The sequence below is a fragment of the Pseudomonas sp. MUP55 genome (genome assembly GCF_034043515.1).
GTDB lineage: Bacteria > Pseudomonadota > Gammaproteobacteria > Pseudomonadales > Pseudomonadaceae > Aquipseudomonas.
In genome coordinates, this window is record NZ_CP138214.1 from 1139430 (window position 1) to 1165718 (window position 26289).

Consider the following 26289-nt stretch of genomic DNA (forward strand, 5'->3'; position numbering starts at 1 on the left):
TGCTATTATCGCCAGCCTTTGTTGATACCAGTTCGCAATTTGCGCTGAAGCGGTCCAAGCCATGATTAAACAACGCACCCTGAAGAATATTATTCGTGCCACAGGTGTAGGTCTGCACTCCGGGGAAAAGGTCTACCTGACCCTCAAGCCTGCACCTGTCGACACCGGCATCGTGTTTGTGCGTGCCGACCTGGACCCTGTGGTGCAGATACCTGCTCGCGCGGAAAACGTTGGCGAAACCACCATGTCGACCACATTGGTCAACGGTGACGTCAAAGTGGACACGGTGGAGCACTTGCTCTCGGCCATGGCCGGTTTGGGCATCGATAACGCCTACGTCGAGCTCTCCGCGTCCGAAGTCCCGATCATGGATGGCAGCGCTGGACCCTTCGTATTCCTGATTCAATCTGCCGGCCTGGAAGAACAGGACGCAGCCAAGAAGTTCATTCGCATTCTGCGGGAAGTGACAGTAGAAGACGGCGACAAGCGCGCCACCTTCGTCCCGTTCGAAGGCTTTAAAGTGAGCTTTGAGATCGATTTCGATCACCCGGTATTCCGTGACCGCACCCAAAGTGCAAGCGTGGATTTTTCCAGCACTTCGTTCGTAAAAGAAGTCAGCCGCGCCCGTACCTTTGGTTTCATGAGTGACATCGAGTACCTGCGCAAGCACAACCTCGCACTCGGCGGCAGCGTTGAAAACGCCATTGTGGTCGACGCGGATGGTGTACTGAACGAAGACGGCCTTCGCTACGAAGACGAATTCGTGAAGCACAAGATCCTCGATGCAATCGGTGACCTCTACCTGCTGGGCAATAGCCTGATAGGCGAGTTCAAAGGCTTCAAGTCGGGGCACGCCCTTAACAACCAGCTGCTGCGCAAGTTGATTGAGCAGACAGATGCTTGGGAAGTCGTGACCTTCGAAGATGCCAGCACCGCACCGATCTCTTACATGCGTCCCGTTGCGGCGGTGTAAGTAACAACTCTCTTTCTTTAGTTTTTAAAGGCTGCCTTCGGGTGGCCTTTTTTTATGTCCGGGTGTTCTGTGCTTTTCGTAGGAGCGAGCTTGCTCGCGAAGGTCGTCAATGCTGACGCTGGCAATCTGGTTGAACTCGGTGTCTTTGGGTTTTTCGCGAGCAAGCTCGCTCCTACAAGGGCAGGGTTGAGGCCTCCACGATGCGATTACGCCCCGTGTGCTTGGCCTCGTACAGCGCCTGGTCGGCCCTGAGCAGCAGGTCCTCAAGGGACAGGCCGCTGCGCTTTTCCCAGGTGCTCATGCCGATGCTCACCGTTATCGGCTGCTCATCCCACGCCACCCGCGGCAAGTGCTCCACAGCACTGCGGATATGCTCGGCGATCACCCATGCGCCCTTGGCGTCGGTATGGGGCAGCACCACGGCGAATTCTTCACCGCCGTAGCGTGCCGCCAGGTCCGCCGGGCGGCGGATATTGCTGTCGATCACGTGCGCCACCGTGCGCAGCGCATTATCTCCGCCCTGGTGACCATGGCGGTCGTTGAAGGCCTTGAAGTGGTCCACGTCGATCATCAATACCGTCAGCGGCTCGGTTGAGCGTTGGGCGCGGTCCCATTCCAGGCGCAGGCGCTCGTCCAGGGTACGGCGGTTGGCCAGGCCGGTGAGGGCGTCGGTGCCTGCCAGTTCTGACAGCACCTGCTCAGCCCGGTGGCGGCGTCGCAGCTCCATGCACAGCGCCCAGGTCAACCACAACAGGCCAATGCACAACACCCCGGTCGCGAGGCTGACCATCCAGGCCGCCCGTCGCCATGGGGCGAACACTTCATCACTGGCCAGGGCTACCGCCACGATCAGCGGCAAATCGCCCACGTTCGAGAAACTGTAGAGGCGAGGATGGTTATCGACGCTGGAGATGCTGCGGAAGTTGCCGTCCCGCTCGCGCAGCATGCGTGCCACATTGGGTCGTTGGCTCAGGTTTTTGTTGATGATGTCCACTTCCAGCAACGGCTCTTGCGCCAGCAGGATGCCCTGGTGGTTGAGCAGGTTGATGGTGCTGTTGTTGCCGATATTCAGGCTGCTGAACAGTTGGTGGAAGTACGACAGACGCATGGAGGCCACGGCTACCCCCAGGAAACCTCCGTCCGGTGACGAAACGCGGCGACTGAATGCAATGCGCCAGGGGTCATCGCATTCACAGCGAGCCCTGAACGGTCGGCTGACATACAGGCCGATGTCGCGATTGTCGCGATGGATCTGGAAATAGTCCCGGTCGGCGAAGTTGCCGGATTTGGGCGTGAGCAAGGATGAGTCGGCGATTACCTCGCCACTCGCGTCCAGCAGCAGGATGTCGCCCTTGTACGGCGCCGCGGCGGAGCGATCGAACAGCACCAGGTGCCGAATGCTTGCGGACACACCCTGCAGGTCAGTGCGTTCAGTCGCGGCGATCAGGCCCTTGAGGGCCATGTCATAGAGTTCGACGTTTCGCAGTACGTCGGCATCGATCAACTGAGTGATGGTGTTGGCGTTGCGCTTGGCCGTCTGCAACGTGTTGGCGTGTTCACGAATCAACAGTGCGGTGACGATCCCCACGATCAGCAGCACCGTGAGGGTGCTGCCCAGAATCAGCAGGCGCTCCGGGCGGCGGGTAAGGCGGGTAAGGCGGGTAAGGCTTGAACTCATCGGGCGTACTTCTGCTCTGAGGATGCCTTTAGCGTAGTAGCAACTCTGGAAGATGGCGCAGAACACAAAAATGTGGGAGGGGGCTTGCTCCCGATGGCGGCGAATCAGTCAAAGTGTTGTTGACTGACACTCCGCCATCGGGAGCAAGCCCCCTCCCACATTGGATCTGTGTAGTTATTCAGATGGGGTTAGAACACGTTGATCGGATAATCCACAATCACGCGGTACTCATCCACATCCCGATCCACCGCCGAGTAACCCTGGCCGCCGCGGTTGGTCGCCCATTGCAGGCGTACCGCCAGGTCTTTGGCCTTGCCGCCTTGCACCACGTATTTCAGGTCGATATCCCGCTCCCAGTGTTTGGCGTTCTTGCCATCGGCGCTGTACCAGCTGCTGTAGCCGCGGCTGTTGGGGTCGACGCGGGTCAGGTCGGTCTTGCCGCTGATATACGACACGGCGGAGGTGAGGCCGGGCAGGCCCAGGCCGGCGAAATCATAGGCGTACTTGAGCTTCCACGAACGCTCGTTGGGGCCGTTGAAGTCCGAGTACTGCTGGGAGTTGTCCAGGTACACGCTGTCGCCCTGGGTGATGTAGTCGAACGGCGTGTTGCCGTTGACGCGCTGATAGGCAGCAGTGAGGCTGTGGTTGCCCACGCCCAGGGTGAGATGCAGGCTGTAGGTGTTGTTGTCGATATCGCCCAGCAGTGCCTGGCCGGTGTCTTGGGTGTGATAGTAATGCAGGCCGGGAGTCAGGCTGACCAGGTCGTTCAGGGCGTAGGTGTATTCGAGGTCGTAGTAGTACTGGTGCCACACGTCCTTGAGTTCGGAGGCGTACAGGTTGCTGGTCAGCCCGGCGATGCCGCTGAACGAAACGCCCGCCCAGTCCAGGTGCTGGCTGTCGGCATTGGCGGGCAATGCGCCGTAGCTGGTGCCGATGCGCCGATGGCCGCTCTGGTTGTAGAGCTTGGTGAAGCTGGCCTGGCCGCCTTCGAACATCCAGCCATCGAGGCTGTGGTTGGTCAGGCTGACGCCGCGAAACGTCTGGGGCAGCATGCGGGTCATGCCGCCGGCGATCACCGGGTTGTTGAGGAACAGGTCGCCGGCTTTCAATTCGGTATCGAACGCACGCATTTTCAGGGTGCCGCCAGCGGTGGAGAACGCGCCGGGCGCCTTGCCGTTGCCGCTGCCGTACGGAAGGATGCTGGAACCGTCGGTGCCGCCGCCGCCGTCGAGCTTGAGGCCGAGCATGGCGTTGAGGTCCAGGCCGAAACCGACGGTGCCCTGGGTGTAGCCGGATTCGAAGGTGCCGATAAAGCCCTGGCCCCATTCCTTGCTGTCATCGGTGTGGATGTCGCGACGGTCGCGATTCATGTAGTAATTGCGGGTGTTGATCTTGAGGTGGGAGCCCTCGACAAAACCTTCTTGGGGCGTGGCGTCTGCCGCGTGGGCAAGGGGGATGATCGTTGCTGCGATTGCGAGGAATAACGGGGTGAACGTCAGCGAGTTCTTCACCGGTGGAGCTCCTTTGGTCAATCATTAACGGCCAGTGTCGTGGGGGCTGCCTGGCCTTTTTTTCGGCAAAAAAAAGCCGCTGAAGTCAGCGGCTTTAAGACAGATTCCCAGTGTAGAGCCCTGGAAATAAGTCGAGGGAAATTCGGGTGAGCGGGTAGCTGTCTTTGCCGTCGCGCTCATCGATGCGTCAAAGTAACGCAGGCGAGCGGTGCGATATAGAGTGTAACAAGATAATGACTGTTGCCCAAACCGCAACAGTGAGCATGCGGTGATACATACGTGGGAGGGGGCTTGCCTCCGATAGCGGTGGGTCAGCCGGATTATCTGCAGCTGACTCACCGCCATCGGGGGCAAGCCCCCTCCCACATTTTGATCGAGGTGTGTCAGACGGGCAGGGTGATGCCGAAGGTATTGCCGCCGCCTTCGCTGCGCACGAACACATCCCCGCCGTGCATCAGGGCAATTGCCTTGACGATGGCCAAGCCCAATCCGTGATTCGCGCCGCTGTTGCTGCGCGATGCATCCACGCGATAGAAACGCTCGAACAGGCGCGGCAAGTGTTCGCTGGCAATCGCATCCCCCGGGTTGGTCACGCCGATGGTGACCCAGCGTTCATGAGCTTCGATATTCACCTCAATGACGCTCCCCGGCGCTGTGTGCTGCACCGCATTGCTCAACAAGTTGATCAGCGCGCGGCGCAGGTGGGCTTTTTCGATGTGCACCTGGGCGTCACCCTGCACCCGTACCTGAACCTGGGCGTCTTCGAGGATGAAGTCCAGGTAGTCGAGGGTGGTAGCGACTTCGTCGGCGAGGGAGCTTTCGATCAGCTTGGTGGCCTTGCTGCCCTGATCGGCGCTGGCGAGGAACAGCATGTCATTGATGATCGAGCGCAGCCGCTCCAGCTCTTCCAGGTTCGACTGCAGCACTTCGAAGTAATGCTCGGCCGAACGCCCGCGGGTCAGCGCGACCTGGGTCTGACCGATCAGGTTGGTCAAGGGCGAACGCAGTTCATGGGCCACGTCGGCATTGAAGGATTCGAGGCGCGAGTAGGCGAGTTCGACGCGGTCGAGGGTGGCGTTGAACGAGTTGACGAACTGGCTCAGTTCCGGCGGCAGCGGTGACAATTGCAGGCGCCCGGAGAGTTTCGGTGGCGCGAGTTTCTGTGCTTCGTCCGAAAGTTTTTCCAGTGGCTTGAGGCCGATGCGCGACACCCAGAAGCCCAGTAACGAGGCCATGACCACCCCGACCAGCGCCAGGCTGATCAGCGCCACCAGCAGATGGTGCTGGGTGGCGCGGAAATTCTCGGTGTCGATGGCGATCATGAAGCGCAGCGGCGGGCGCTGGTCCTTGGCGGCGAACTGGCTCACCAGCACCTTGAACGGGTAAGCGTGGCCGGGCAGGTGCAGGTCGCGTTTACCGGTGGGGCCCTGGGCAAACGCACGGATCTGCGCGTCCGGGTCACCGTATTCGTAATTCGGGTCGCTGCTGACCACCCAGAAGCGAATGCGCTTGTCCTCTTCCCCCAGCAGCTTGAGCTTGGCCTTGATCTTGAGCCAATGCTCTGGCGTACCGAAGCGGTTCACCGAGGATTCGAGCACGCTGTAGCGCGCATCCAGCTCCGCCCCGGGCAATAGCCCCAGGCCGCGATCCACCTGCTGATACAGCGCGCCGCCGATCAGCACGAAGATCACCAGCGCCACCAGGGTGAACATGCCGCTCAGGCGCAGGGCGATGGAGTTAGCGACCACTTTGGTTTTCCAGCATGCGGTTCTCCAGCACGTAGCCCATGCCACGAATGGTGTGCAGCAGCTTGTGCTCGAACGGCCCGTCGAGTTTGGCGCGCAGGCGCTTGATCGCCACTTCGACCACATTGGCGTCGCTGTCGAAATTGATGTCCCAGACCATCTCGGCAATCGCCGTCTTGGACAGGATTTCACCCTGGCGCCGCGCCAAGACGCTGAGCAACGAGAACTCTTTGGCGGTCAGGTCCAGGCGCACCCCGTTGCGACTGGCCTTGCGGCTGATCAGGTCGATCCACAAGTCGGCAACCGTCACCTGCACCGGCTCATGGCCACCGCTGCGCCGGGTCAGCGCTTGCAGGCGCGCCACCAGCTCCAGGAACGAAAACGGCTTGCCCAGGTAGTCGTCGGCGCCTTCGCGCAGGCCGCGAATGCGGTCTTCCACGCGCTCGCGGGCGGTGAGCATGATCACCGGCGTCTGTTTGCGTGCGCGCAATGCACGCAACACGCCGAAACCATCGAGCGCCGGCAGCATCACGTCGAGCACGATTACCGCGTAATCGTTCTCCAGCGCCAGGTGCAGACCTTCGACGCCTTCGCGCGCAATGTCGACGGTGTAGCCTTGCTCCGTCAGGCCGCGGTGCAGGTAGTCCGCGGTTTTTTCTTCATCTTCAATGATCAGGACGCGCATGAGCCTTATGTTCCAGGGCGGGGCCTTGGCCTCAATGTGGGGTCGCCAGCGGGAGCGCTGGTGTGGGCCGATGGAAAAACTTTTCAAGGTACAAGTATATGACCGGCGTGGTGAACAGCGTCAGCGCCTGGCTCACCAGCAAGCCGCCGACCACAGCGATGCCCAATGGCTGGCGCAGCTCCGCACCGGGGCCTGAACCGAGCATCAAGGGCACTGCGCCCAGCAACGCGGCGAGGGTGGTCATGATGATCGGCCGGAACCGTGTGACACAGGCTTCGTAGATCGCTTCCTCAGGCGCCAGGCCACGTACGCGCTGGGCCTCCAGGGCGAAGTCGATCATCAGGATGCCGTTTTTCTTGACGATGCCGATCAGCAGCACCAGGCCGATCAGGGCCATGATCGAAAAATCCTGGCCCAGCAGCCACAGCATGATCAACGCGCCCAGGCCCGCCGAGGGCAAGGTGGAAATGATCGTCAGCGGGTGCACGAAGCTCTCGTACAGCACGCCCAGGATGATATAGACCGCGACCAGCGCGGCGAGGATCAGCCATGGCTGGCTGGCCAGCGAACTCTGGAAGGCCTGGGCCGCGCCCTGGAAATTACCGATGATGGTACTGGGCATGCCGATCTCGTTCTTGGCCTGGTTGAGCATGATCACCGCATCCCCCAGCGCCACGCCGGGGGCCAGGTTGAACGACAGGTTGGCGGCGGGGAACATGCCGTCATGGCTGATGGACAACGGCCCCACGCTGGCCGGGTCGACCCTGGCCAGCGCCGACAGGGGCACCATCTCGTTGGTCAGCGGCGAGCGCAGGTAAAAATAGTTCAGGCTCTCAGCCTTGCCGCGCTGTTGACGGTCCAGCTCCAGCACCACTTGGTACTGGTTGATCTCGGTCTGGTACTCGTTGATCTGGCGCTGGCCGAAGGCGTCGTACAGCGCCTGGTCGACGTCGGTGGCGGTCAGGCCGAAACGCGCGGCGGCCTGGCGGTCGATGCTGATGTGGGTGATGCTGCCGCCCAGTTGCAGGTCGTTGGACAGGTCGCGGAACGCCGGGTTGCCGCGCAGTTTTTCGGTGAGGCGCTGGGTCCAGGTGTTCAGCGTCGGGCCGTCGTTGCTCTTGAGTACGTACTGGTACTGGGCGCGGCTGGGGCCGGAGCTCAAGTTGATGTCCTGGCCGGCGCGCAGGTACAAGACGATGCCGGGCACCTTCGCCAGTTGCGGACGGATGCGGTCGATGAACTGGCTGGCGGAAACGTCGCGGTCAGCGCGGTCTTTCAGGGCAATCCAGAAGCGGCCGTTGGCGATGGTCTGGTTGCTGCCGGTGACACCCACGGAGTGGGAGAAGGCTTGCACCGCCGGGTCGGCCTTGACGATGTCGGCCAGCGCTTTGTGCTTGGCGACCATGTCCGGGTACGACACATCGGCCGCCGCCTCGCTGGTGCCCAGCACAAAACCGGTGTCCTGCACCGGGAAGAATCCCTTGGGGATAAAGACGTAACCGACCACGGCCAGGGCCAGGGTCACCACGAAGATCGCCGCCATGGTGCGTTGATGGGCCAGGGCACGCCGCAGGTTGCGCGCGTAACCGGCCAGCAGGCGCTCGCTGAACGTAGGCTTGGCATGAGCAGAATGGGTCGGCGCACGCATGAACAGTGCGGCGAGGGTGGGCGCCAGGGTCAGCGAGACCACCACCGAAATCAGAATGGTCGAGGTGGCCGTCAGCGCAAATTCCTTGAACAGCCGCCCGACCACGCCGCCCATGAACAGCAGCGGAATGAACGCCGCCACCAGCGAGAAGCTGATGGACACCACGGTAAAGCCGATTTCACCCGAGCCCTTGATCGCGGCTTCGCGCTTGCCCAGGCCGGCTTCAAGGTGACGGTGGATGTTTTCCACCACCACAATCGCATCGTCCACCACAAAGCCCACGGCAATCACGATGGCCACCAGGGTCAGGTTGTTCAAACTGAAGCCCATCACATACATCAGCGCGAAACTGGCCACCAGCGATACGCCGAGCACGGCAGACACGATCAGTGTGGCCGACAGTTGGCGCAGGAACAGCGCCATCACCGCCACCACCAGCAGGATGGCGATCAGCAAGGTCATTTCCACTTCATGCAGCGAGGCGCGGATGGTCTTGGTGCGGTCGGTCAATACGCTGACTTGCACCGTCGCCGGCAGCATGGCTTCCAGGCGCGGCAGCGCTTGCTGGATGCGGTCGACCGTGTCGACGATGTTCGCCCCGGGCTGGCGCGAAATCACCAGGTTGACCCCCGGTGTATCGCCGGACCAGGCCTGTACGTAGGCGTTTTCCGAACCGTTGATGACCTTGGCGATATCGCGCAGCTGCACCGGCGCGCCGTTCTTGTAGGACACGATCAACTGGCCGTATTCGTCGGGGTGAAACAGTTGATCGTTGGTGGACAGGGTCGACACGCTGTTGGCGCCGTAGATCGCGCCTTTGGCCAGGTTCAGGCTCGACTGCTGGATGGCCAGGCGAATGTCCGCCAGCGTCAGGCCGACCGCCGCGAGTTTGTCGGGGGAGGCCTGCACGCGAATCGCCGGGCGCTGCTGGCCGGTGATGTTGATCTGGCCGACACCGTCGATCTGGCTGATCTGGCGCGCCAGCAGGGTTTCCACGTAGTCGCTCAGTTCGGTGCTCGGCATGCTGTCGGAGCTGACGCTGAGGATCAGCACCGGGCTGTCGGCCGGGTTGACCTTCTTCCAGGTCGGCAGGCTTGGCATATCGCTGGGCAGCTTGCCCGATGCGGTGTTGATCGCGGCCTGGACTTCCTGGGCGGCGGTGTCGATGCTTTTGTCCAGGGTGAACTGCAGGGTCAAGAGGCTTGAGCCCAAGGCGCTGCTGGAGGTCATCTGGGTCATGCCGGGGATGGCGCTGAATTGCACTTCAAGCGGCGTCGCCACCGACGAGGCCATGGTGTCCGGGCTGGCGCCGGGCAGTTGGGCGGTGACCTGGATCGTCGGAAATTCCGCTTCCGGCAGTGGCGCCACGGCCAGGCGCGGGAAGGCAATGACCCCCAGCAGCACCAGGGCAAAGGTCAGCAGCAGCGTGGCGACCGGGTGATCGATGCACCAGGCCGAGGGCGAGCGGCTGCCGCTCATGGCTGCACCTTGGCGTCAGCGGTCTGGATTATTTGCGGCGGCTCCTTGAGCACTTCCACCAGGGCGCCGGCCTTGAGCCGCGACTGGCCATCGCTGACCAGCAGGTCCCCGGCCTGCACGCCCTTGATGATGTTCACCTCGCTGTTCTGGTAGGTGACCTGCACGGGCACCACTTCCACCTTGTCGCCGTTCAACCGGTACACGAAATGCGAGTCCAGGCCACGCTGCACCACCGTCGGCGGCACCACCAGGGCGTTCTTGTCGATGGCGGTCTGGATCTTGATGGTCACCAGTTGTCCCGGCCACAGCTTCTGTGCGCTGTTCGGGAACTCGGCCTTGGCGCGCAGGGTGCCGGTGGTGGAGCTGATCTGGTTGTCGATCAGGCTCAAGTGGCCTTCCCCCAACAGGTCGCCGGTCTGGCCGTCGGTATCGGCCCCCAGGTAGGCATCGACGCTGGCTCTGTCGGGGGCGGCGATCAGGCCCTGCAGGGTCGGCAGCATTTGCTGGGGCAGGGAGAACTCAACGGCGATCGGGTCGATCTGGGTGACGGAGAACAACCCCTGGGTGTCGCTCATGCGCAGGAAGTTGCCTTCATCCACCGTGCGAATGCCGACGCGTCCACTGACGGGGGAGCGAATCTGGGTGTAGGAAAGTTGTACTTGAGCCGAATCAATCGCGGCCTGGTTCCCCTGCACCGTGGCCTTGAGTTGGTTCACCAGCGCCTGCTGCTGATCGTAGGTCTGCTTCGACACGCCGTCGTCGACACTCAGTTCCTTGTAGCGTTTGAGGTTGACCAGCGCCACTTGCAGTTGCGCCTGGCTCTCCCCCAGTTGTGCCTTGGCCTGGTCGAGACTGGCGCGGATCGAGCGGTCATCGATGCTTGCCAGCAGGTCGCCGGCCTTCACCTGCTGGCCCTCCTTGACCCGCAGCTGCGTGAGGATGCCGTCGATCTGCGGGCGGATTACCACGCTGTGCAACGACAACACCGAGCCGATCCCGCTGACGAACCGCGGGACATCCTGTTGCGCCACGCTCACCACGCGTACCGGAATCGCACTGGGTGCCGCCAGCCTGGCCTTGGCGGGTCGAGTCAAGGTCCACGCGGCGATGGCCAGAACCAGGAGGGCGCCCACCAGCAGGGCCGTGTTTCGTTTTATGTGCATAGGAGGAGCGCCGGAGGTGCAGTTGCAAGCCGCAAGCTGCAAGTTTGTGTGAGTGCCTTATAACCCGATAAGCCAGTCAGTACGGTGACTGCAAACTGACAGCGGCGACAGCTGAGCGATTTCAACTTGCGCCGTGAAGCTTACCGCTGAAAGCTCCGGCCCCGTATACTCACGCCTTTACACCCATTGCTGCGCCGGAGCACTTATGACTTCCCCGATCCAACCCCCTGTCGACGTGGCCGAATCCGTCGATTCGGTCGATGCCGACGGCGTTGAAAAAGCCGAAATCCCGGCGTTCAAGTTCCCCTTCAAGCCCGGTGAGCTGGCCAGCGCCAAGCAGGCTGGCCAGCCCTGGTACAAAGGTGGCGCCAGGAACGGCCATACCAAGACGCCAGGCATGGCGCCGCCGGGCACACGCCGTTCGATGGGTAAACGCTGAGAGTAATACTAAGTCGCGTCGTATAGGCAGTTGCCTACAACTTGCGTCGATATTTCTACTTGTAGGCCCGCGACCCTTTCTTGAAAGCTTGCCCAGCATCGCCGCGCCCTGATCATCCGTATCGGGACATGGCGACGCCGCTCTCTTCGGAAAAGGACGTTTCCCGTGGCCCTGATACACGTGTGTGTAGCGCTTGCCCTGTTGCTGTCGGTGGATGCCGCAGCAGCCAATGATCAACCGCGCCGTGAAATCCGCTTCGCTGTCGCCGCGCATTTTTCCCCCTTTCAGAGCCGTAACCTACAAGGTGATCTGGTGGGCCTGAACATCGAACTGGGTAACGCCCTGTGCGTGCAATTGAATGTGCGCTGTACCTGGGTCGATCAAGTCCTTGTCGAGGATTTCCGCGCGCTTGAAGCCAGGCAGTTCGACGCGATCATGGGCATTGCGCCCACATCGAAACGCCAGCGCTTTGTCAGTTTCACCGATAATCTCTACCCCTTCACCACACGCCTGGTTGCTCGCAAGACGTCAGGGCTCAAGCCCACTGCAAAATCGCTCAAGGGCAAGCGGGTCGGCGTACTGTTGGGGAGCAACCGCGAAGCCTTTGCCAAATCGCACTGGGCGCACAAGGGCGTCATCATTAAAAGCTTCTGGCTCAATGAAGAGCTGGTCCGCAGCTTGGTGGCGGGAGAGATCGATGCAACCCTGCAGGGCACCGTGGAGATACGCAAGGCCCTGCTCGACACCGCCGAGGGCCAGGATTTTGACTTTCTGGGGCCTGCTGTCTCAGCTGATTTATTGGGCGACGGGGTGGCGATCGCGGTGCGCAAACCTGATACCACGTTGCGCAACGAGCTCAACCGAGCGCTTGAGCAACTGATGCACAACGGCGAGTACCAGCGGATCATCCAGCCATACCACTTAGGCGGGATGCCTGCCGGGCTATGAGGACGGCCGATTGCGGAGGCATTGACAGGACCGTTCCGATAACAGGCCGTTTCCCACGACATTACCGGAAGTATCTCTATTTGAAGGCGTATTTGTGCCTGCTAAAGCTCTTGGGCGTTCGGCGCGATCAGTGATCGGCAGCTGGAGACCTCCATTCTTTACAGGAACTGACTCATGAATTTGATCCGACTGATGTTGGTGCTGGTTCTATCCACGGCGACGGGTGTGTTGTGCTCCACCGTGGCTGCGACTGAAAAATCATGGCGCGTCATCCGTTTTGGCGTAGAGCCACTGGTGCCTCCTTTCGAGAGCCGTAATTCGCAGGGCGAGCTGGTGGGGCTGAATATAGAGCTGGGAAATGCGCTGTGCGCCGAACTCAAGGCTCGCTGCGAGTGGGTGGAGCAGAGCTATGCGACCAACCTGGCCGCGCTTGAAGCCGGGCGCTTCGATGCAATCATGCCGATGTCCGCAACGCCTGTGCGGCGCCAGGCAATTGATTTCACCGATAATCTTTACCCCCTGCAAACGCGGCTGGTGGCACGCCGCAGCTTGGGGCTGTTACCTGATCAAATGGCGCTGAAGGGCAAGCGGGTGGGTGTGCTGGCAGGTACCAGTCGAGAAGCCTACGCACGTGAACGCTGGGCGCCATGGGGCGTCGTGGTGAGCAGTTTCAAGCTCAATGATGAGCTGATCGCCAGTCTGCGAGCCGGCAAGATTGATGCAACTTTGCAAGACAGCATCGAAATCTCCGAAGCCTTGTTGAAGACACCTGAGGGGGCCGATTTCGCCTTTGCAGGGCCGCGCATTCAGGATGAGATGCTTGGAACCGGTGTCGCCATCGGACTGCGCAAATCCGACCCCGAGTTACGGCTTGCCTTGAACCAGGCATTGCAACGCCTGAAAGACAGCGGGCAATATCAGGCGATTACCCAGCGCTATCTTGCGCCCGCGTCCGGTGGGCAGAATGCCGAAATGACGCCTTTGAGCTTCACCGCCGCCGAGGCAGGCTTGCCTTTTTCGCAAAGCGTGCAAGCCGGTTCCTTGCTGTACCTCTCAGGCCTGCTCGGGCTGGACGACGCAGGTAAGCCCATAGCCGGCGGAATAGAGGCCGAGACCGCCAGGGCGCTGGAGAGTCTGCGCGCGACCCTTCAGGAAAAGGGGCTGTCGATGGAGCGCGTGGTCAAGTGCACCGTGATCCTTGCAGATATCAACGACTTCGCCGCCATGAACGCCGTATACAATCGCTATTTCTCACAGGATCACTTGCCTGCGCGAACCACATTCGCCGCCGGCCGACTGGTGCTGGATGCACGCGTCGAAATCGAATGCGTTGCCAGCTATTGATCTCGCCGATCAATACGCCAAACCAGGCAGCTTCCTGGCTCATGCCGCCCGCAAGGAAATAAATGCATAGTTGGTCGGCACCTCGGTGGCAATCTGCGCCCCGGCGTCCAGCAGTTGTTCGGCGATGTCCATCCCCGATACGTGAAACACCCATTCATTGGCCATGGACGGCTGATCCTGCGCCAGTGTGATCGCTCGGGCAAACGCAGCCATGTCCGGCAAGTACGCCGTGAACCCGTCGCCCTTGAGCGCCGTGGTACGAATCCCCAACAACGCACACACCGCCTCCTTGGTCTGCACATCGTCACGGTCGGCCTGGCGGGAACGGCGGATCAATTCAGCCAGTTCAGCATCCATCAGCTCACCGCCGACGATCAACGCCGGCCCCTGTTCCCACGACTCTGGAGGGCAATCCTTGGCGCTCGGGTTCAGCGGGATGTGCGGATTGATCTCCATCGGATAGATCCGACACACCAGTGGGCGTCGTTCGTAGATGCGGCAGCGATTGTCTTCGTCAAGATTCCGACAGCGCCCGACGTTGTAGGCGGCAAAGGTAATCGCCACCCATGCCCGGGTGCTGCCGCTGGGTACCACTACCGAGCGGCGTTCGGCATGTTCGCGTTGCTGCTGGGGCAAACCCAGGCCGCTGGCGAGGAAACCTTCAACCAGAACAATGACGTTGCCGCCGTCCGCCGCCCACTGTCGGGCTTCGTCGAGGGTCAGAGGCACGTGGTGATCGGAGCAGCATTTGCCGCAACCTACGCAGGAAAAGTGAGTGTTCATGGCGGATCTTTTACCAGGCTAGGTCAGAAGGCAGACTTGAGCGGTGACGGGTTTTTACCTCTATCCACCGCTTGGGCTCTCTGAAAGCAAGTTATGCGCCAGTGAACATCAGTGCTCAGCAATCACGTCGCGCAGGACGAAGCGCATGCCTGCGCTTTCATACAACTGCCGCGCGCGCAGATTGGTCTCCCGCACCTTGAGGTCCACATACGGTTCGCCGCGCTGCTTGAACACGTGGAAGGCATGGAGCAACAGTGCTCGGCCAAGCCCCTGGCCCTGGGCGCAGGGATGCACCGACAGGTTCTTGATAAAGGCACTGGTCCAGCACTGGGCCACGCCGAGAATGCCCTCGGCGTTACTGGCCACCAGGCATAGCGTGGGGTCGAACTCGGCATCGGTAATAAATTGCCGGCGCCATTGCTCAAGGCCTGCGACGCGGCCTCCGCCCTGGTCCTGGGTCATGCGCAATACCGCATGGATCGCCGGGGCCAGTGCATCGTGGTAGTGATCCAGCTGCGTCTGGGGCGGCCACTGCGGCGCGGGCAGGCTGCCGGTAAGGTCGCGGCGCAGCAGCAGGAAATACTCGGCCAAGGTTTACAGACCCTTTTGCGCCACGGTTTGCGCCGCCACCACCAGGCACTTGGTCAGGTCGGGGGAGGAAAACTTGGTCAGCACTGCATCGGCACCGGCCAGGCGGGCTTTCTCACTGTTCATCGCGCTGTCCAGGGAGGTGTGCAGCAGCACGTAGAGCTGCTGGAAGTCCGGGGTTTCGCGCAACGTGCGGGTGAGCGCATAGCCGTCCATCTCGGACATTTCGATGTCTGACACCACCACATTGATCTGCTCGCCCGTGCCTTGCAGCTCCAGCAGCACATCGATGGCCTCTTTGGCGCTGCGCGCGGTGTGACAGGTCAGGCCGAGGTTGCGCAGGGTGTGCACCGATTGCTGCAGCGCCACCTGGCTGTCGTCGACCACCAGGATGCGGGCATGGCCGAGCACTTCGGCTTCTTCCATGGTCAGGTCGGTCGGCGCGGCTTCGATCGGCGCCGGGGCGATGCCATGGATGACTTTCTCGATATCCAGCACCTGCACCAGGCCACCTTCCACCTGGGTCACCCCGGTGATAAACGCGCGATTGCCGCCGGAGCCATAGGGCGGAGGGCGAATGTCGGTGGTCAGGCAGTGCACGATCTTGCTCACCGCCTGCACATGCAGGCCCTGCTTGGAGCGGCTGACATCGGTGACGATCAGGCAGCCGCCGTCCGGGTCCTGCAACGGCATTTCACCCAGGGCGCGGCTCAGGTCGATCACGGCCAGCGAGTTGCCGCGCAACGTGGCAATGCCTTTGACGTGGGGATGCGACTCCGGCAGCTTGGTCAGCGGCGGGCAGGGGATGATTTCGCTGACTTTGAGCAGGTTGATCGCCATCAGCTTGCCGCTGCGCAAGGTAAAGAGCAGAAGCGACAGTGAGTCTGCGCGGGCTTTGGTGGTGGACATAAAAACCTTCTGTGTCAGGGATGACGATCTGTACACCGTTATCGACCCGGGCCCCGAAAACTGTAGGAGCGAGCTTGCTCGCGAAGACCGTCAACGATAACGCGGCGAATCTGGTTTAACGCGGTGCTCTCAGGTTCTTCGCGAGCAAGCTCGCTCCTACAGGGTGTCAGCCCTTCCACACCTGCGGGTTCACCAGGTCTTGCGGGCGTTGGCCGAGCAAGGCGCTGCGCAGGTTGTCCAGGGCCCGGTTGGCCATGTCTTCGCGGGTTTCGTGGGTCGCCGAACCGATGTGCGGCAGGGTCACCGCATTGCTCAATTGAAACAGTGGGGACTCGGCCAGCGGCTCTTTTTCGTACACATCCAGCCCGGCGCCACGAATGCGCTGGGCTTGCAGGGCCTCGATCAGCGCCGGCTCGTCCACCACCGGGCCACGGGAGATGTTGATCAGGATGGCGCTGGATTTCATCAGCCCCAGCTCGCGGCTGCTGATCAAGTGACGGGTCTTGTCGCTCAACGGCACCACCAGGCACACGAAATCCGCCTCGGCCAGCAACTGGTCCAGGCTGCGAAACTGGGCGCCCAGCTCCCGTTCCAGCGCGCTCTTGCGGCTGTTGCCGCTGTACAGGATCGGCATATTGAAGCCCAGCCGCCCACGGCGGGCCACGGCCGCGCCGATATTGCCCATGCCGACGATGCCCAGGGTCTTGCCGTGCACGTCGCAGCCGAACAACGGTGCGCCGACGCTGGCTTTCCACTGGCCGGCCTTGGTCCAGGCGTCCAGCTCGGCCACGCGGCGTGCGCTGCTCATCAACAGGGCGAAGGCCAGGTCGGCGGTGCTTTCGGTGAGTACGTCAGGGGTGTTGGTGAGCATGATCCCGCGTTCGTTGAAGTACGCGACGTCGTAGTTGTCGTAGCCCACCGACACACTGGACACCACTTCCAGCTTGCCAGCGCCTTCAAGCTGTTCGCGGCCCAGCTTGCGGCCTACACCGATCAGACCGTGGGCGTGGGGCAGGGCTTCGTTGAATTGGGCGTTGATGTCGCCCAGCTTGGGGTTGGGCGCGATCACCTCGAAATCCTGCTGCAGGTGTTCGATCATTGGCGGGGTAACACGGCTGAAGGCCAGGACAGTCTTTTTCATGGCAGGCGGGCTCATCGACTACGGAAGAATGCCAAGCAAGCTAACATATTGTCAGGACCCCGTTGAACCCTTGTGGGAGGGGGCTTGCCCCCGATAGCGGTGTGTCAGTCAGCAATTTTTTAACTGGCAGACCGCAATCGGGGGCAAGCCCCCTCCCACATCAATCTTTATCGTCTGCCTGGAATCAATTGGCCAAACGCGCGCCGCTGAGGCTGCCGCTCAACTCGTACGCCACCAGTTCGGCCTGATGCGCCGCGAGGATCTCCGGCAACGAGCCACGCAAGTATTCCACCCAGGTCTTGATCTTCGCATCCAGGTATTGGCGCGAGGGGTAGATGGCGTACAGGTTCAGCTCCTGGGAGCGGTAGTTGGGCATCACCCGCACCAGCGTGCCGTTGCGCAAACCTTCTATCGCGGCATACACCGGCAGCAGGCCGACGCCCATGCCGCTGGTGATCGCGGTTTTCATCGCGTCGGCCGAATTGACCAGGAACGGCGAGCTGTTCACCGCAACGCTTTCCTGGCCTTCGGGCCCGTTGAAGGTCCATTTGTCCAGCTGGACCACCGGGCTGACCAGCCGCAGGCAGGCGTGATTGAGCAGGTCCTGGGGCCGTTGTGCGCAGCCCTTGGCTTTGACGTAATCCGGCGAGGCGCAGGCGATGCTGTAGGTGATGCCCAGGCGTTGCGAGACGAAACCGGAGTCCGGCAGTTCGCTGGCCAGCACGATGGACACGTCATAGCCCTCATCGAGCAGGTCCGGCACGCGATTGGCGAGGGTCAGGTCGAAGGTCACGTCGGGGTGGGTGCGGCGGTAGCGGGCAATCGCGTCAATCACGAAATGCTGGCCGATGCCGGTCATGGTGTGCACTTTCAGTTGCCCGGCGGGGCGCGCATGGGCGTCGCTGGCTTCGGCCTCGGCTTCCTCGACGTAGGCGAGGATCTGCTCGCAGCGCAGCAAATAGCGTTTGCCGGCCTCGGTCAGCGCGATGCGGCGGGTGGTGCGGTTGAGCAAGCGGGTTTGCAGGTGGGCCTCAAGGTTGGAGACCGCGCGCGAGACGTTGGCAGTAGTGGTGTCCAGTTGCACGGCGGCGGCGGTGAAGCTGCCGGCCTCCGCAACGCAACTGAAGGCGCGCATGTTTTGCAAAGTGTCCATGGGGTGTTCTCAAGGGAGATGGCAAATTGTGACAGAAAGTTACGCCGTCCAGTGATCCCTACCAACGGATTATCGCCTTAACGGTAACAAAGATTCACAGGAATGACAGCTTATCGGCACCCATCGTGCCCCCTAGAATTGCGCCACCTTCCCCGCGTCAACCACCTCAGGAATTCGCAAGCCGTGCCGCGTCGCATCAGCAGAGAGCTGAAGACTCTCAGTGTTTGGGCCTTATCGTTAGCAATCAGCGGCTGCATCGGAACCGGAGGAATCGGCCCACAGGGCCAGTCCCTGGACGCCAACCACCTGGTCACCGACGAAGCGATCCAGAGCGCCGCCCGCGACGCCCACTGGCCCACCGTCCACTGGTGGCAGGCCTACGGCGATCCGCAACTGGACCGCTGGGTCGAGCTCGCCACCCAGAACAGCCCCACAATGGCCATGGCCGCCGCGCGGGTGCGTGAGGCACGGGCGATGGCCGGGGAGGCTGAGTCGGCCGAGTCCCTGCAGGTCAACAGTGACACCACCCTCAAGCGCCACAACTGGCCGAAGGATCAGTTCTACGGCCCCGGCGAATTGAGCGGTGCCACTACCTGGGATAACAATTCATCCCTGGGTTTGAGCTACGCCCTTGACCTGTGGGGCCGCGAAAGCAATGCCAGCGAGCGTGCCGTCGACCTGGCCCACACGAGCGTCGCCCAAGCGCGCCAAGCCCAGCTCGAACTGCAGAACAATGTGGTGCGCGCCTATATCCAGTTGTCTCTGCATTACGCCAACCGCGATATCGTCGCGGCCACGCTGGCCCAGCAACAACAGATTCTGGACCTGGCAAACAAGCGCCTCGACGCTGGGCTCGGCACGCACTTGGACGTCAGCCAGGCACAAACCCCATTGCCGGAAACCCACCGTCAGTTGGACGCGCTGGATGAGGAAATTGCCCTGAGTCGCAACCAGTTGGCGGCCTTGGCCGGCAAAGGTCCGGGGGAGGGCGCGCAATTGCAGCGCCCACGCCTGTCGCTCGCCGCTGCGCTCAAATTGCCCTCCAGCTTACCCGCGCAACTGCTCGGCCAGCGTCCGGATGTGGTCGCCAGTCGCTGGCAGGTGGCCGCGCAGGCGCGTGGCATCGATGTCGCCCACGCGGGCTTCTACCCCAACGTCGACCTGGTGGGCAGCCTCGGCTTTATGGCCACTGGCGGCGGCATGCTGGAGTTTCTTGCAGGCAAGAAATTCAATTACAACGCAGGTCCCGCCATCACCCTGCCGATCTTTGACGGCGGGCGCCTGCGGGCGCAGCTGGGTCAAGCCAGCGCCGGTTACGACACTGCCGTGGCGCATTACAACCAGACCCTGGTCAATGCGCTCAAAGGCATCAGCGACCAGTTGATTCGCCGCGAGTCCATGGACAAACAGGCCTCGTTCGCCGCGCAATCGGTGGCGTCGGCGCAGAAAACCTATGACATCGCCACCATCGCCTACCAGCGTGGCCTCACTGATTACCTCAACGTGCTGAACGCCCAGACCCAGCTGTTTCGCCAGCAGCAGGTCGAGCAGCAGGTGCAGGCCGCACGCCTGAGTGCCCACGCCGAACTGGTAACGGCCCTGGGCGGTGGCCTGGGCGCCGGTGACGATGTGCCGCAGGACGACAAGACCCTTCCCCGCAAGACTCCGGCGGCGCTGGCCGTGTTCGATCACTGAGTAGAGAGCGATGACCCCCTTGCCTGCTCCCCTGCGCTGGCTGCACTCGCTCGAGTGGCGCCGTGGTTTTTTCGACTGGGCACGCAGCGATGGCGTGACCTGGGTGTACATCTTCAAGGTGCTGCTCGCCGCGTTCCTCACGCTGTGGCTGGCGATGCGTCTGGAACTGCCGCAGCCGCGCACTGCCATGATCACGGTGTTTATCGTGATGCAACCGCAGAGCGGCCAGGTGTTTGCCAAGAGCTTCTACCGCTTCCTCGGCACCTTGGCGGGGTCGGCGGTGATGGTGCTGCTGATCGCGTTGTTTGCGCAGAACACCGAACTGTTCCTCGGCGCGCTGGCCATCTGGGTGGGGGTCTGCACCGCCGGTGCCACGCGCAATCGTAACTTTCGCGCCTACGGCTTCGTGCTTGCCGGCTACACGGCGGCGATGGTCGGCTTGCCGGCCCTGGCCCACCCGGACGGCGCCTTTATGGCGGCGGTGTGGCGGGTGCTGGAAATTTCCCTGGGCATTCTCTGCTCCACGCTGGTCAGCGCCGCGATCCTGCCGCAGACCTCCAGCGCCGCGATGCGCAATGCGCTTTATCAACGCTTTGGGGTGTTCGCGCTGTTCGTCACCGACGGGCTGCGAGGTCGCAGCCAGCGTGACGAGTTTGAAAACACCAACGTGCGCTTTATCGCCGAGGCGGTGGGCCTGGAAGGCTTGCGCAGCGTCACGGTGTTCGAAGACCCGCACATGCGCCGGCGCAATGGCCGCTTAAGCCGCCTCAACAGCGAGTTCATGAGCATCACCACGCGCTTCAACGCCTTGCACCAGTTGCTGGCGCGGCTGCGTGCCGACGAAGCCGATCATGTGGTCGCGGCGATAAAGCCCGGCCTCCAGGATTTGGCCGAAGTGCTCGACGGCTTTTCCGGCCGAGCCCTGACCAGCCCCGACGCGGCGCGACTGGTCAACCTGCTCAGCGCCTACAAGGACAGCTTGCCCGCCAAGGTGCGCAGCCTGCGTGCGCACTTCCAGGAAACTGACCCTGCCGAAGCCGAACAACTGGACTTTCACACCGCCTACGAGCTGCTGTACCGCTTCGTCGACGACCTGCACAACTATGCGCAAACCCACGCGTCGCTGGCCGATCACCGCCATGCGCGGGAAGACTGGGACCAGGCCTATACGCCGAAAACCAACTGGCTGGCGTGCGCCGCCGCCGGCCTGCGTGCCTCGTTCATCCTGATCGTGCTCGGCAGTTACTGGGTGGCCACCGCCTGGCCCAGCGGCGCCACCATGACCTTGATCGCCGCCGCCACCGTGGGCTTGTCCGCTGCCACGCCCAACCCCAAGCGCATGGCCTTCCAGATGGCCTGCGGCACCTTGATCGGCGCGCTGGTGGGCTTTGTCGAAATGTTCTTCGTGTTTCCCCTGATCGATGGCTTCCCGCTGCTGTGCGTGATGCTCGCGCCAGTGATCATCTTCGGCGCCTTCCTCGCCTCGCGCCCGCAGTACGCCGGGGTCGGTGTGGGCTTGCTGATTTTCTTCAGCACCGGTTCGGTGCCGGACAACCTCACGGTCTACAACCCCTACAGCTTTATCAACGACTACATCGCCATGGTTATCGGCATGCTGGTGTGCGCGGCGGCCGGGGCGATCATCCTGCCGCCCAACAGCCGTTGGCTGTGGCGTCGCCTCGAACAGGACCTGCGCGAGCAAGTGGTGTACGCGATCAGCGGCAAGCTCAAGGGCCTGGCGTCGAGTTTCGAAAGCCGCACCCGTGACCTGCTGCACCAGGCCTACGGCCTCGCCGCCGGCCAGCCGCAGGTGCAGCGCGATCTGCTGCGCTGGATGTTCGTGGTGCTGGAGGTGGGCCACGCGATCATCGAGTTGCGCAAGGAACAGGCGATCCTGCCGGTGCATCCGGCGTACGCCGAATCCCAGCCCTGGCGCCAAGCAATCCGCGTGATGGGGCGCTCGCTGGTGCGGCTGTTCCTGCAGCCCAGCGCCAGCAACCTGGAGCGCGGGTTGATCGCCGTCGACCACGCGATCAGCCGCGTGCAGGCCACCGATGAACCCTTCGCCCCGCACTTCGACACCTCGGCCCTGCGCCGCGTGAAAAGCTACCTGCACTTTATCCGCACCTCGTTGCTGGACCCGCAATCGCCACTGGCGGCCCTCAAAGGCGCCACGCAAGGAGCCATGAATGCCTCGTGAAATCGCCTTCCACGGCATTTATATGCCGAGCATGACCCTGATGTTCCTGATCGCGGCCGCCCTGGCCTGGGCCCTGGACCGCTGTCTGGCGGGGTTGGACCTGTACCGGTTTTTCTGGCACCCGGCGTTGCTGCGCCTGAGCCTGTTCGTTTGCCTGTTCGGCGCCCTGGCGCTGAGCGTCTACCGTTGAGAATGCCCCGATGAAAAAGTTTTTCAGCCTGCTCGCAACCCTGCTGGTGCTGGCGTTGGCGATCTGGATTGGCCGCACCCTGTGGGTGCACTACATGGAAACACCGTGGACCCGCGATGGCCGCGTGCGTGCCGACATCATCAATGTCGCGGCCGACGTGACCGGCGAAGTGGTGGACGTGCCGGTGCGCGATAACCAGTTGGTGAAGAAAGGCGACCTGCTGATGCAGATCGACCCCGAGCATTACCGCATAGCGGTCAAGCAGGCGCAGTCGCTGGTGGCTTCACGCAAGGCCACCTGGGAAATGCGCAAGCTCAACGCCCACCGCCGCGCCGACCTCGACGCCCTGGTGATCTCCCGGGAAAACCGCGACGACGCCAGCAATATCGCCGACTCGGCCCTGGCCGACTACCAGCACGCGCTGGCGCAGCTGGAAGCGGCTGAACTGAATCTGAAACGCACGCACGTGGTGGCGGCGGTGGACGGCTATGTCACCAACCTCAATGTGCATCGCGGCGATTACGCGCGCATCGGTGAGGCGAAGATGGCCGTGGTGGACATGAACTCGTTCTGGGTCTACGGCTTCTTCGAGGAAACCAAGCTGCCCCACGTAAAAGTCGGGGACGAAGCCGATATGCAACTGATGAGTGGCGAGACCCTCAAGGGCCACGTGGAAAGCATCTCCCGCGGCATCTACGACCGCGACAACCCCGAGAGCCGCGAGCTGATCGCCGATGTGAACCCGACCTTCAACTGGGTGAGATTGGCCCAGCGCGTGCCGGTGCGCATCCACATCGATGACGTGCCGGACGGTGTGCTGCTGGCGGCGGGGATTACCTGCACCGTGATCGTAAACCCCATACAAAATTAAGAGGGGGAAAGCCCTTCAGCATTAGATCTTTGATGACAGGCACGTTGTGTCTGCTTCAGGTTTGTGCGTCGATGCTGATTTTTCTTCTACGATTGACCCGCAGCATGCTGATGAAGCGACGGTGGTTTCTTGTATTAAGGATCATCAGGCAGAACAACGATTGAAACAGTGGAAATAATGCAAATAAAGTGACCGGATTGTTCGCCAAGTAGCCTGCCGAAAACAAAGCGTTCACAGCTGCGACGCTTATAAGCAAGGGAGGCCCTGAGCGAGACCCCACCGCCACCAAGGTCAGGCCAATGCACATTGCAAGTAGCAGTGCCATGCCCGCCAAGAGGGCACATTCGCCAGGGAGATAATTTATGCGGGCGTAATAGACCAGGCTATGTGACAGGTTGCCTGAAATGCTGGTTAAGTTCATTGATACTCCCATACCCACTGTGAATGCAAACCGTCGGATGTAGCGGCTCAACGTTCGGGCATCTTGCACGTTATGGATCCTATTGTTCATAGCTGCCGAACTCTTCATAAATGCCGATAACAATAGGGTTGATATTCCCGGATGTGCCGCTGCCAATCATTGCCAGAGCAGCACCCACCTGATCGGCGAGTTGAGTGAGAAGGTCTTTGCGTAATTGAGCACTGCTGAAACGCTTGGGAAGTATGCCGGCTAGCTGTTTTAACCGAAGTATTTCGCGAGGATGACGAGGGTTCTGCAAACGCAGAACTTCGTTTGTCAGCTTTGCGCGTTCCTGGCGGCTCATGTGTCTCAAAATATCGGTCAGGTTGCGTCCTGTCGTATTTTTGATAGTCATGACAGTCTTTACCGTGCCAAACGTCGTGCTGCCCGCCCCCACCAGTGAAATGCCATCCAGGGCTAAGGTCATAGCCTGATACCAGCCAAGGCTGTCGTAATAATCGTTTTCAGCGGGGCTGGTCAGTTCTTTGTAGGTTCGCCATACGCCGTTACCACACTGCAAGGCACTGGCAGCTGCAGCTGTATACGCGATGTAAGTAACCGCAAGGCTGAAACCTGCACTTATAGGGACTGACGCGATGCCTGCCTTCGCAACGATGATCCCAATCACAGCTCCACTGCATGCCAAGGCCATTCCCGCTGCCTCGCGCCATATCTGCGACTCGCGCGGTGAGTTCGCCAACCACTGCGCATATTCATCGGCAGTCATCACTGGCCCCGCCACCTCCCGCAGAATCACCCGCTTAGGCCTGATACTGCACAGCGGCGCAAACTCGCGCAGTATCGTCACCTGATAATCACTGCCGATATGCACCACACCGGCCCCGACGAGGGCCGGATCGGCGTCAATTGTTCGATAAAGTTTGGGCAGGTCCAGCAGGCTGGTCAGTCGCTGGCGTGTCGTAGTGTGCGAATCCGGCACACCAGTTCGCAGGAAATCGCTTGGCATCCTTTCACCTGTGAGTAGACAGAGGTGAAAGAGCCTGGGGATGACCTTGTCGTGATGATGTCAGGCCGTTCGCTGTTTTTTGTAGGAATTTGCCGGGAAGTTATTTCATGGCACCACATAGGTTTCATGCAGATGCCGCCACAACAGCGCGCCACTGGCCTGCTTCTCGAACACCACCGTGGCTCTTCGGTCCGTCTGGGTGCCGCTGTCGTCAATTTGATGCTCGCGGTAGGTCACCGTCGCACCGCGTGCGTGTCGGTCAATGCCGGTCATTTCGCTCAGGGTGATCTTCAGGCCGGGCCGCATCCCGCCCAGGCGCGTGAACAGTGCGTGGACGCCTGCCGTATTCACCCGGGTGCCGGTGGCGGGGGCCACCATGCTGAACTCCGGCGAGAAACGCGCCAACAGGTTCTGCAAGGTGCCCTCTGGCGCAACCCCGGCAAACCATTGCTCGATCTCGACGTGGGTCTGGATCACTTCTTCAAAAAAATCGCTGTAGTCAATCATCGGTCAGGCTCGCTGGCAGGGTGAAGCAGTGCGTGCACGCTGGGCGTATCCAGGCGCAGCACCGCGAAGAGAGGCAGCAGGGTCAGGGCTGCGGCTATCGTGAAGGTTATGGCGAAAGAATCCAAGGCCGACAGCACGGCGCTGAGCACGGCGGCCCCGAGGCAGAAACTCATTTGCCGGTTGATATTCCACAAGGCACTGGCGTGTCCCATGCGTTCGTTGGGGGTGTCGAGAAAGGCCAGGGTTTGCGCGGTGCTGCTGCACAGGCTGCCGCCCAGGCCCATCAGCGCGTAGGCCGCAACTATCAGGGCGGGTTGGTTGAGCAGCAGGATGCCGCTGCATTGCAAGGCCATGCCCGCCAGCAGCAAGGGTTTTGGGCCGCACGGGTTGAACATTTTTTTGCTGAGGTAAATCGCCAGGGCCGAGGCCAGGGCCCATGGCAGCATCAGCGCGCCGGTCTGTGTGGCGTCATACCCCAGGCCATGCACGTACACAATGGCGATCAAGCTGGTGCCGATGAATACGCCGGGAATGCACAGGTACACCAGCATGGCCACGCGCAGCATCGGGCTGGCGAGCGGTTTGATGAGGCTGCCCAGTTCCAGGCGCGGGCACACCGTCACGGGCGCGTCAGGTTTTATCCACAGCCACGCCAGCGCGAGGGTAATCAACGCCAGCGGCAGGTTGGCGTAGAAGATCCAGCGCCAGGACAGGCTGTCGACAATCACCCCGCCCAGCGCCGGTGACAATGCCGGTACCAGCAGCGCGACCGACATCACCCGCGCCGTCAGTTGGCTGCGCTGCGCCGCTGGAAAGTGTCGGTAGGCCATGGCTTGCCCCACGGGAATCAACAGGCCGCCGCCCAACCCTTGCAGGGCGCGCCAGCCGATCAGCGCGTCGATGCTTGCGGCCTGGCCCGCCAGCACCGATGCCCCGGCGAACAACAGCAGGCTTGTTGCGATCAGTGTGCGTTCGCCCACGATTGCCGCCAGCCATACGCTCAGCGCAATGATCAGCGTCAGCCCGAGCATGTAGGCATTGCTGATCCAGGCCAGTTGCGTGACCGAAGCGTGCAGTTCGACGGCAATATCCGGGTAGGCGACGGTGGCGACAAACATGTTCACCAGGTCCAGGGCGAAGCCCAGTAGAAAGATCCAGGCGACTTTCGAGCGGTAGGTCATGAATGCGATCCTGCGAGTGAAGCGCGCAGGG

Annotated in this window: 23 protein-coding genes; 8 read left to right on the forward strand and 15 right to left on the reverse strand. The window is 61.7% G+C overall.

Translation table 11 applies throughout. From position 1 onward, the window contains the following. Positions 1-61: 61 nt before the first annotated feature. Positions 62-973: a UDP-3-O-acyl-N-acetylglucosamine deacetylase gene (gene lpxC / locus SC318_RS05045; RefSeq protein ID WP_003171886.1), complete on the forward strand. Its 912-nt coding sequence runs from the start codon at positions 62-64 to the stop codon at positions 971-973. 172 nt (positions 974-1145) lie between these two features. Here lpxC and SC318_RS05050 read toward each other — a convergent pair whose 3' ends face one another. The 6 genes from SC318_RS05050 to SC318_RS05075 all read right to left on the reverse strand — a co-directional run bounded on the left by SC318_RS05050 (position 1146) and on the right by SC318_RS05075 (position 10882). Beyond that, positions 1146-2651, reverse strand: coding sequence for a diguanylate cyclase (locus SC318_RS05050; protein ID WP_320429887.1), 1506 nt, complete (start codon positions 2649-2651; stop codon positions 1146-1148). Between the two features lie 188 nt (positions 2652-2839). Continuing rightward, the gene (locus SC318_RS05055; RefSeq protein ID WP_320429888.1) at positions 2840-4162 is read right to left on the reverse strand and encodes an OprD family porin; all 1323 of its coding nucleotides are present in this window, start codon (positions 4160-4162) and stop codon (positions 2840-2842) included. 383 nt (positions 4163-4545) lie between these two features. Further along, positions 4546-5910 carry a heavy metal sensor histidine kinase gene (locus tag SC318_RS05060; RefSeq protein WP_320429889.1) on the reverse strand — a complete coding sequence of 455 codons (1365 nt, stop codon included), beginning with the start codon at positions 5908-5910 and terminating at the stop codon, positions 4546-4548. Beyond that, positions 5900-6592: a heavy metal response regulator transcription factor gene (locus tag SC318_RS05065; protein ID WP_320429890.1), complete on the reverse strand. Its 693-nt coding sequence runs from the start codon at positions 6590-6592 to the stop codon at positions 5900-5902. The genes SC318_RS05060 and SC318_RS05065 overlap by 11 nt, the downstream gene beginning before the upstream one ends. 31 nt (positions 6593-6623) lie before the next feature. Beyond that, on the reverse strand, positions 6624-9719 hold the full coding sequence (locus SC318_RS05070) for a multidrug efflux RND transporter permease subunit (protein ID WP_320429891.1): 3096 nt from the start codon (positions 9717-9719) through the stop codon (positions 6624-6626). Then, the gene (locus SC318_RS05075; RefSeq protein WP_320429892.1) at positions 9716-10882 is read right to left on the reverse strand and encodes an efflux RND transporter periplasmic adaptor subunit; all 1167 of its coding nucleotides are present in this window, start codon (positions 10880-10882) and stop codon (positions 9716-9718) included. The genes SC318_RS05070 and SC318_RS05075 overlap by 4 nt, the downstream gene beginning before the upstream one ends. 205 nt (positions 10883-11087) lie before the next feature. Here SC318_RS05075 and SC318_RS05080 point away from each other — a divergent pair, with 205 nt between their 5' ends. The 3 genes from SC318_RS05080 (at position 11088) to SC318_RS05090 (ending at position 13613) form a co-directional block, all read left to right on the forward strand. Further along, positions 11088-11321 carry a hypothetical protein gene (locus SC318_RS05080; protein ID WP_320429893.1) on the forward strand — a complete coding sequence of 78 codons (234 nt, stop codon included), beginning with the start codon at positions 11088-11090 and terminating at the stop codon, positions 11319-11321. 165 nt (positions 11322-11486) lie between these two features. Next, the gene (locus tag SC318_RS05085; protein ID WP_320429894.1) at positions 11487-12269 is read left to right on the forward strand and encodes a transporter substrate-binding domain-containing protein; all 783 of its coding nucleotides are present in this window, start codon (positions 11487-11489) and stop codon (positions 12267-12269) included. Between the two features lie 174 nt (positions 12270-12443). Beyond that, the gene (locus tag SC318_RS05090) at positions 12444-13613 is read left to right on the forward strand and encodes a Rid family hydrolase (RefSeq protein ID WP_320429895.1); all 1170 of its coding nucleotides are present in this window, start codon (positions 12444-12446) and stop codon (positions 13611-13613) included. Positions 13614-13652: 39 nt separating this feature from the next. Here the strand turns inward: SC318_RS05090 and SC318_RS05095 are convergent, their stop codons facing one another. The 5 genes from SC318_RS05095 to SC318_RS05115 all read right to left on the reverse strand — a co-directional run bounded on the left by SC318_RS05095 (position 13653) and on the right by SC318_RS05115 (position 18187). Beyond that, positions 13653-14396 (reverse strand): YkgJ family cysteine cluster protein, encoded by a 744-nt coding sequence (locus SC318_RS05095; protein ID WP_320429896.1) that lies wholly within the window; start codon positions 14394-14396, stop codon positions 13653-13655. A 108-nt stretch (positions 14397-14504) separates the two neighbouring features. After that, the gene (locus SC318_RS05100) at positions 14505-14987 is read right to left on the reverse strand and encodes a GNAT family N-acetyltransferase (RefSeq protein ID WP_320429897.1); all 483 of its coding nucleotides are present in this window, start codon (positions 14985-14987) and stop codon (positions 14505-14507) included. Positions 14988-14990: 3 nt separating this feature from the next. Next, positions 14991-15893 (reverse strand): chemotaxis protein CheV, encoded by a 903-nt coding sequence (locus SC318_RS05105; protein ID WP_320429898.1) that lies wholly within the window; start codon positions 15891-15893, stop codon positions 14991-14993. A 166-nt stretch (positions 15894-16059) separates the two neighbouring features. Beyond that, positions 16060-17034, reverse strand: a complete 975-nt coding sequence (locus SC318_RS05110; RefSeq protein ID WP_320429899.1) for a 2-hydroxyacid dehydrogenase — start codon at positions 17032-17034, stop codon at positions 16060-16062. A 184-nt stretch (positions 17035-17218) separates the two neighbouring features. Beyond that, complete coding sequence (locus tag SC318_RS05115; RefSeq protein ID WP_320429900.1) at positions 17219-18187, reverse strand: LysR family transcriptional regulator; 969 nt, start codon at positions 18185-18187, stop codon at positions 17219-17221. A gap of 183 nt (positions 18188-18370) precedes the next feature. On the opposite strand from SC318_RS05115, the gene SC318_RS05120 reads away from it, so the two are divergent. Genes SC318_RS05120 through SC318_RS05135 form a run of 4 tightly spaced genes read left to right on the forward strand, consistent with a single transcriptional unit; the run spans position 18371 to position 23143 of the window. Beyond that, positions 18371-19882, forward strand: coding sequence for an efflux transporter outer membrane subunit (locus tag SC318_RS05120; protein WP_320429901.1), 1512 nt, complete (start codon positions 18371-18373; stop codon positions 19880-19882). A 10-nt stretch (positions 19883-19892) separates the two neighbouring features. Then, a complete protein-coding gene (locus tag SC318_RS05125; RefSeq protein ID WP_320429902.1) occupies positions 19893-22082 on the forward strand; it encodes an FUSC family protein in 2190 nt (729 codons plus the stop codon). Then, positions 22072-22272, forward strand: a complete 201-nt coding sequence (locus SC318_RS05130) for a DUF1656 domain-containing protein (protein WP_124385220.1) — start codon at positions 22072-22074, stop codon at positions 22270-22272. The genes SC318_RS05125 and SC318_RS05130 overlap by 11 nt, the downstream gene beginning before the upstream one ends. 10 nt (positions 22273-22282) lie before the next feature. Further along, positions 22283-23143 (forward strand): efflux RND transporter periplasmic adaptor subunit, encoded by an 861-nt coding sequence (locus tag SC318_RS05135; RefSeq protein WP_320429903.1) that lies wholly within the window; start codon positions 22283-22285, stop codon positions 23141-23143. Positions 23144-23198: 55 nt separating this feature from the next. Here the strand turns inward: SC318_RS05135 and SC318_RS05140 are convergent, their stop codons facing one another. The 4 genes from SC318_RS05140 to SC318_RS05155 form a co-directional block, all read right to left on the reverse strand. Then, complete coding sequence (locus SC318_RS05140; protein ID WP_320429904.1) at positions 23199-23564, reverse strand: hypothetical protein; 366 nt, start codon at positions 23562-23564, stop codon at positions 23199-23201. A gap of 79 nt (positions 23565-23643) precedes the next feature. Next, the gene (locus tag SC318_RS05145; protein ID WP_320429905.1) at positions 23644-24570 is read right to left on the reverse strand and encodes an Ssp4 family T6SS effector; all 927 of its coding nucleotides are present in this window, start codon (positions 24568-24570) and stop codon (positions 23644-23646) included. 105 nt (positions 24571-24675) lie between these two features. Continuing rightward, positions 24676-25077, reverse strand: a complete 402-nt coding sequence (locus SC318_RS05150; RefSeq protein ID WP_320429906.1) for a DUF4440 domain-containing protein — start codon at positions 25075-25077, stop codon at positions 24676-24678. After that, complete coding sequence (locus SC318_RS05155) at positions 25074-26258, reverse strand: MFS transporter (protein WP_320429907.1); 1185 nt, start codon at positions 26256-26258, stop codon at positions 25074-25076. The genes SC318_RS05150 and SC318_RS05155 overlap by 4 nt, the downstream gene beginning before the upstream one ends. Positions 26259-26289 lie beyond the last annotated feature (31 nt).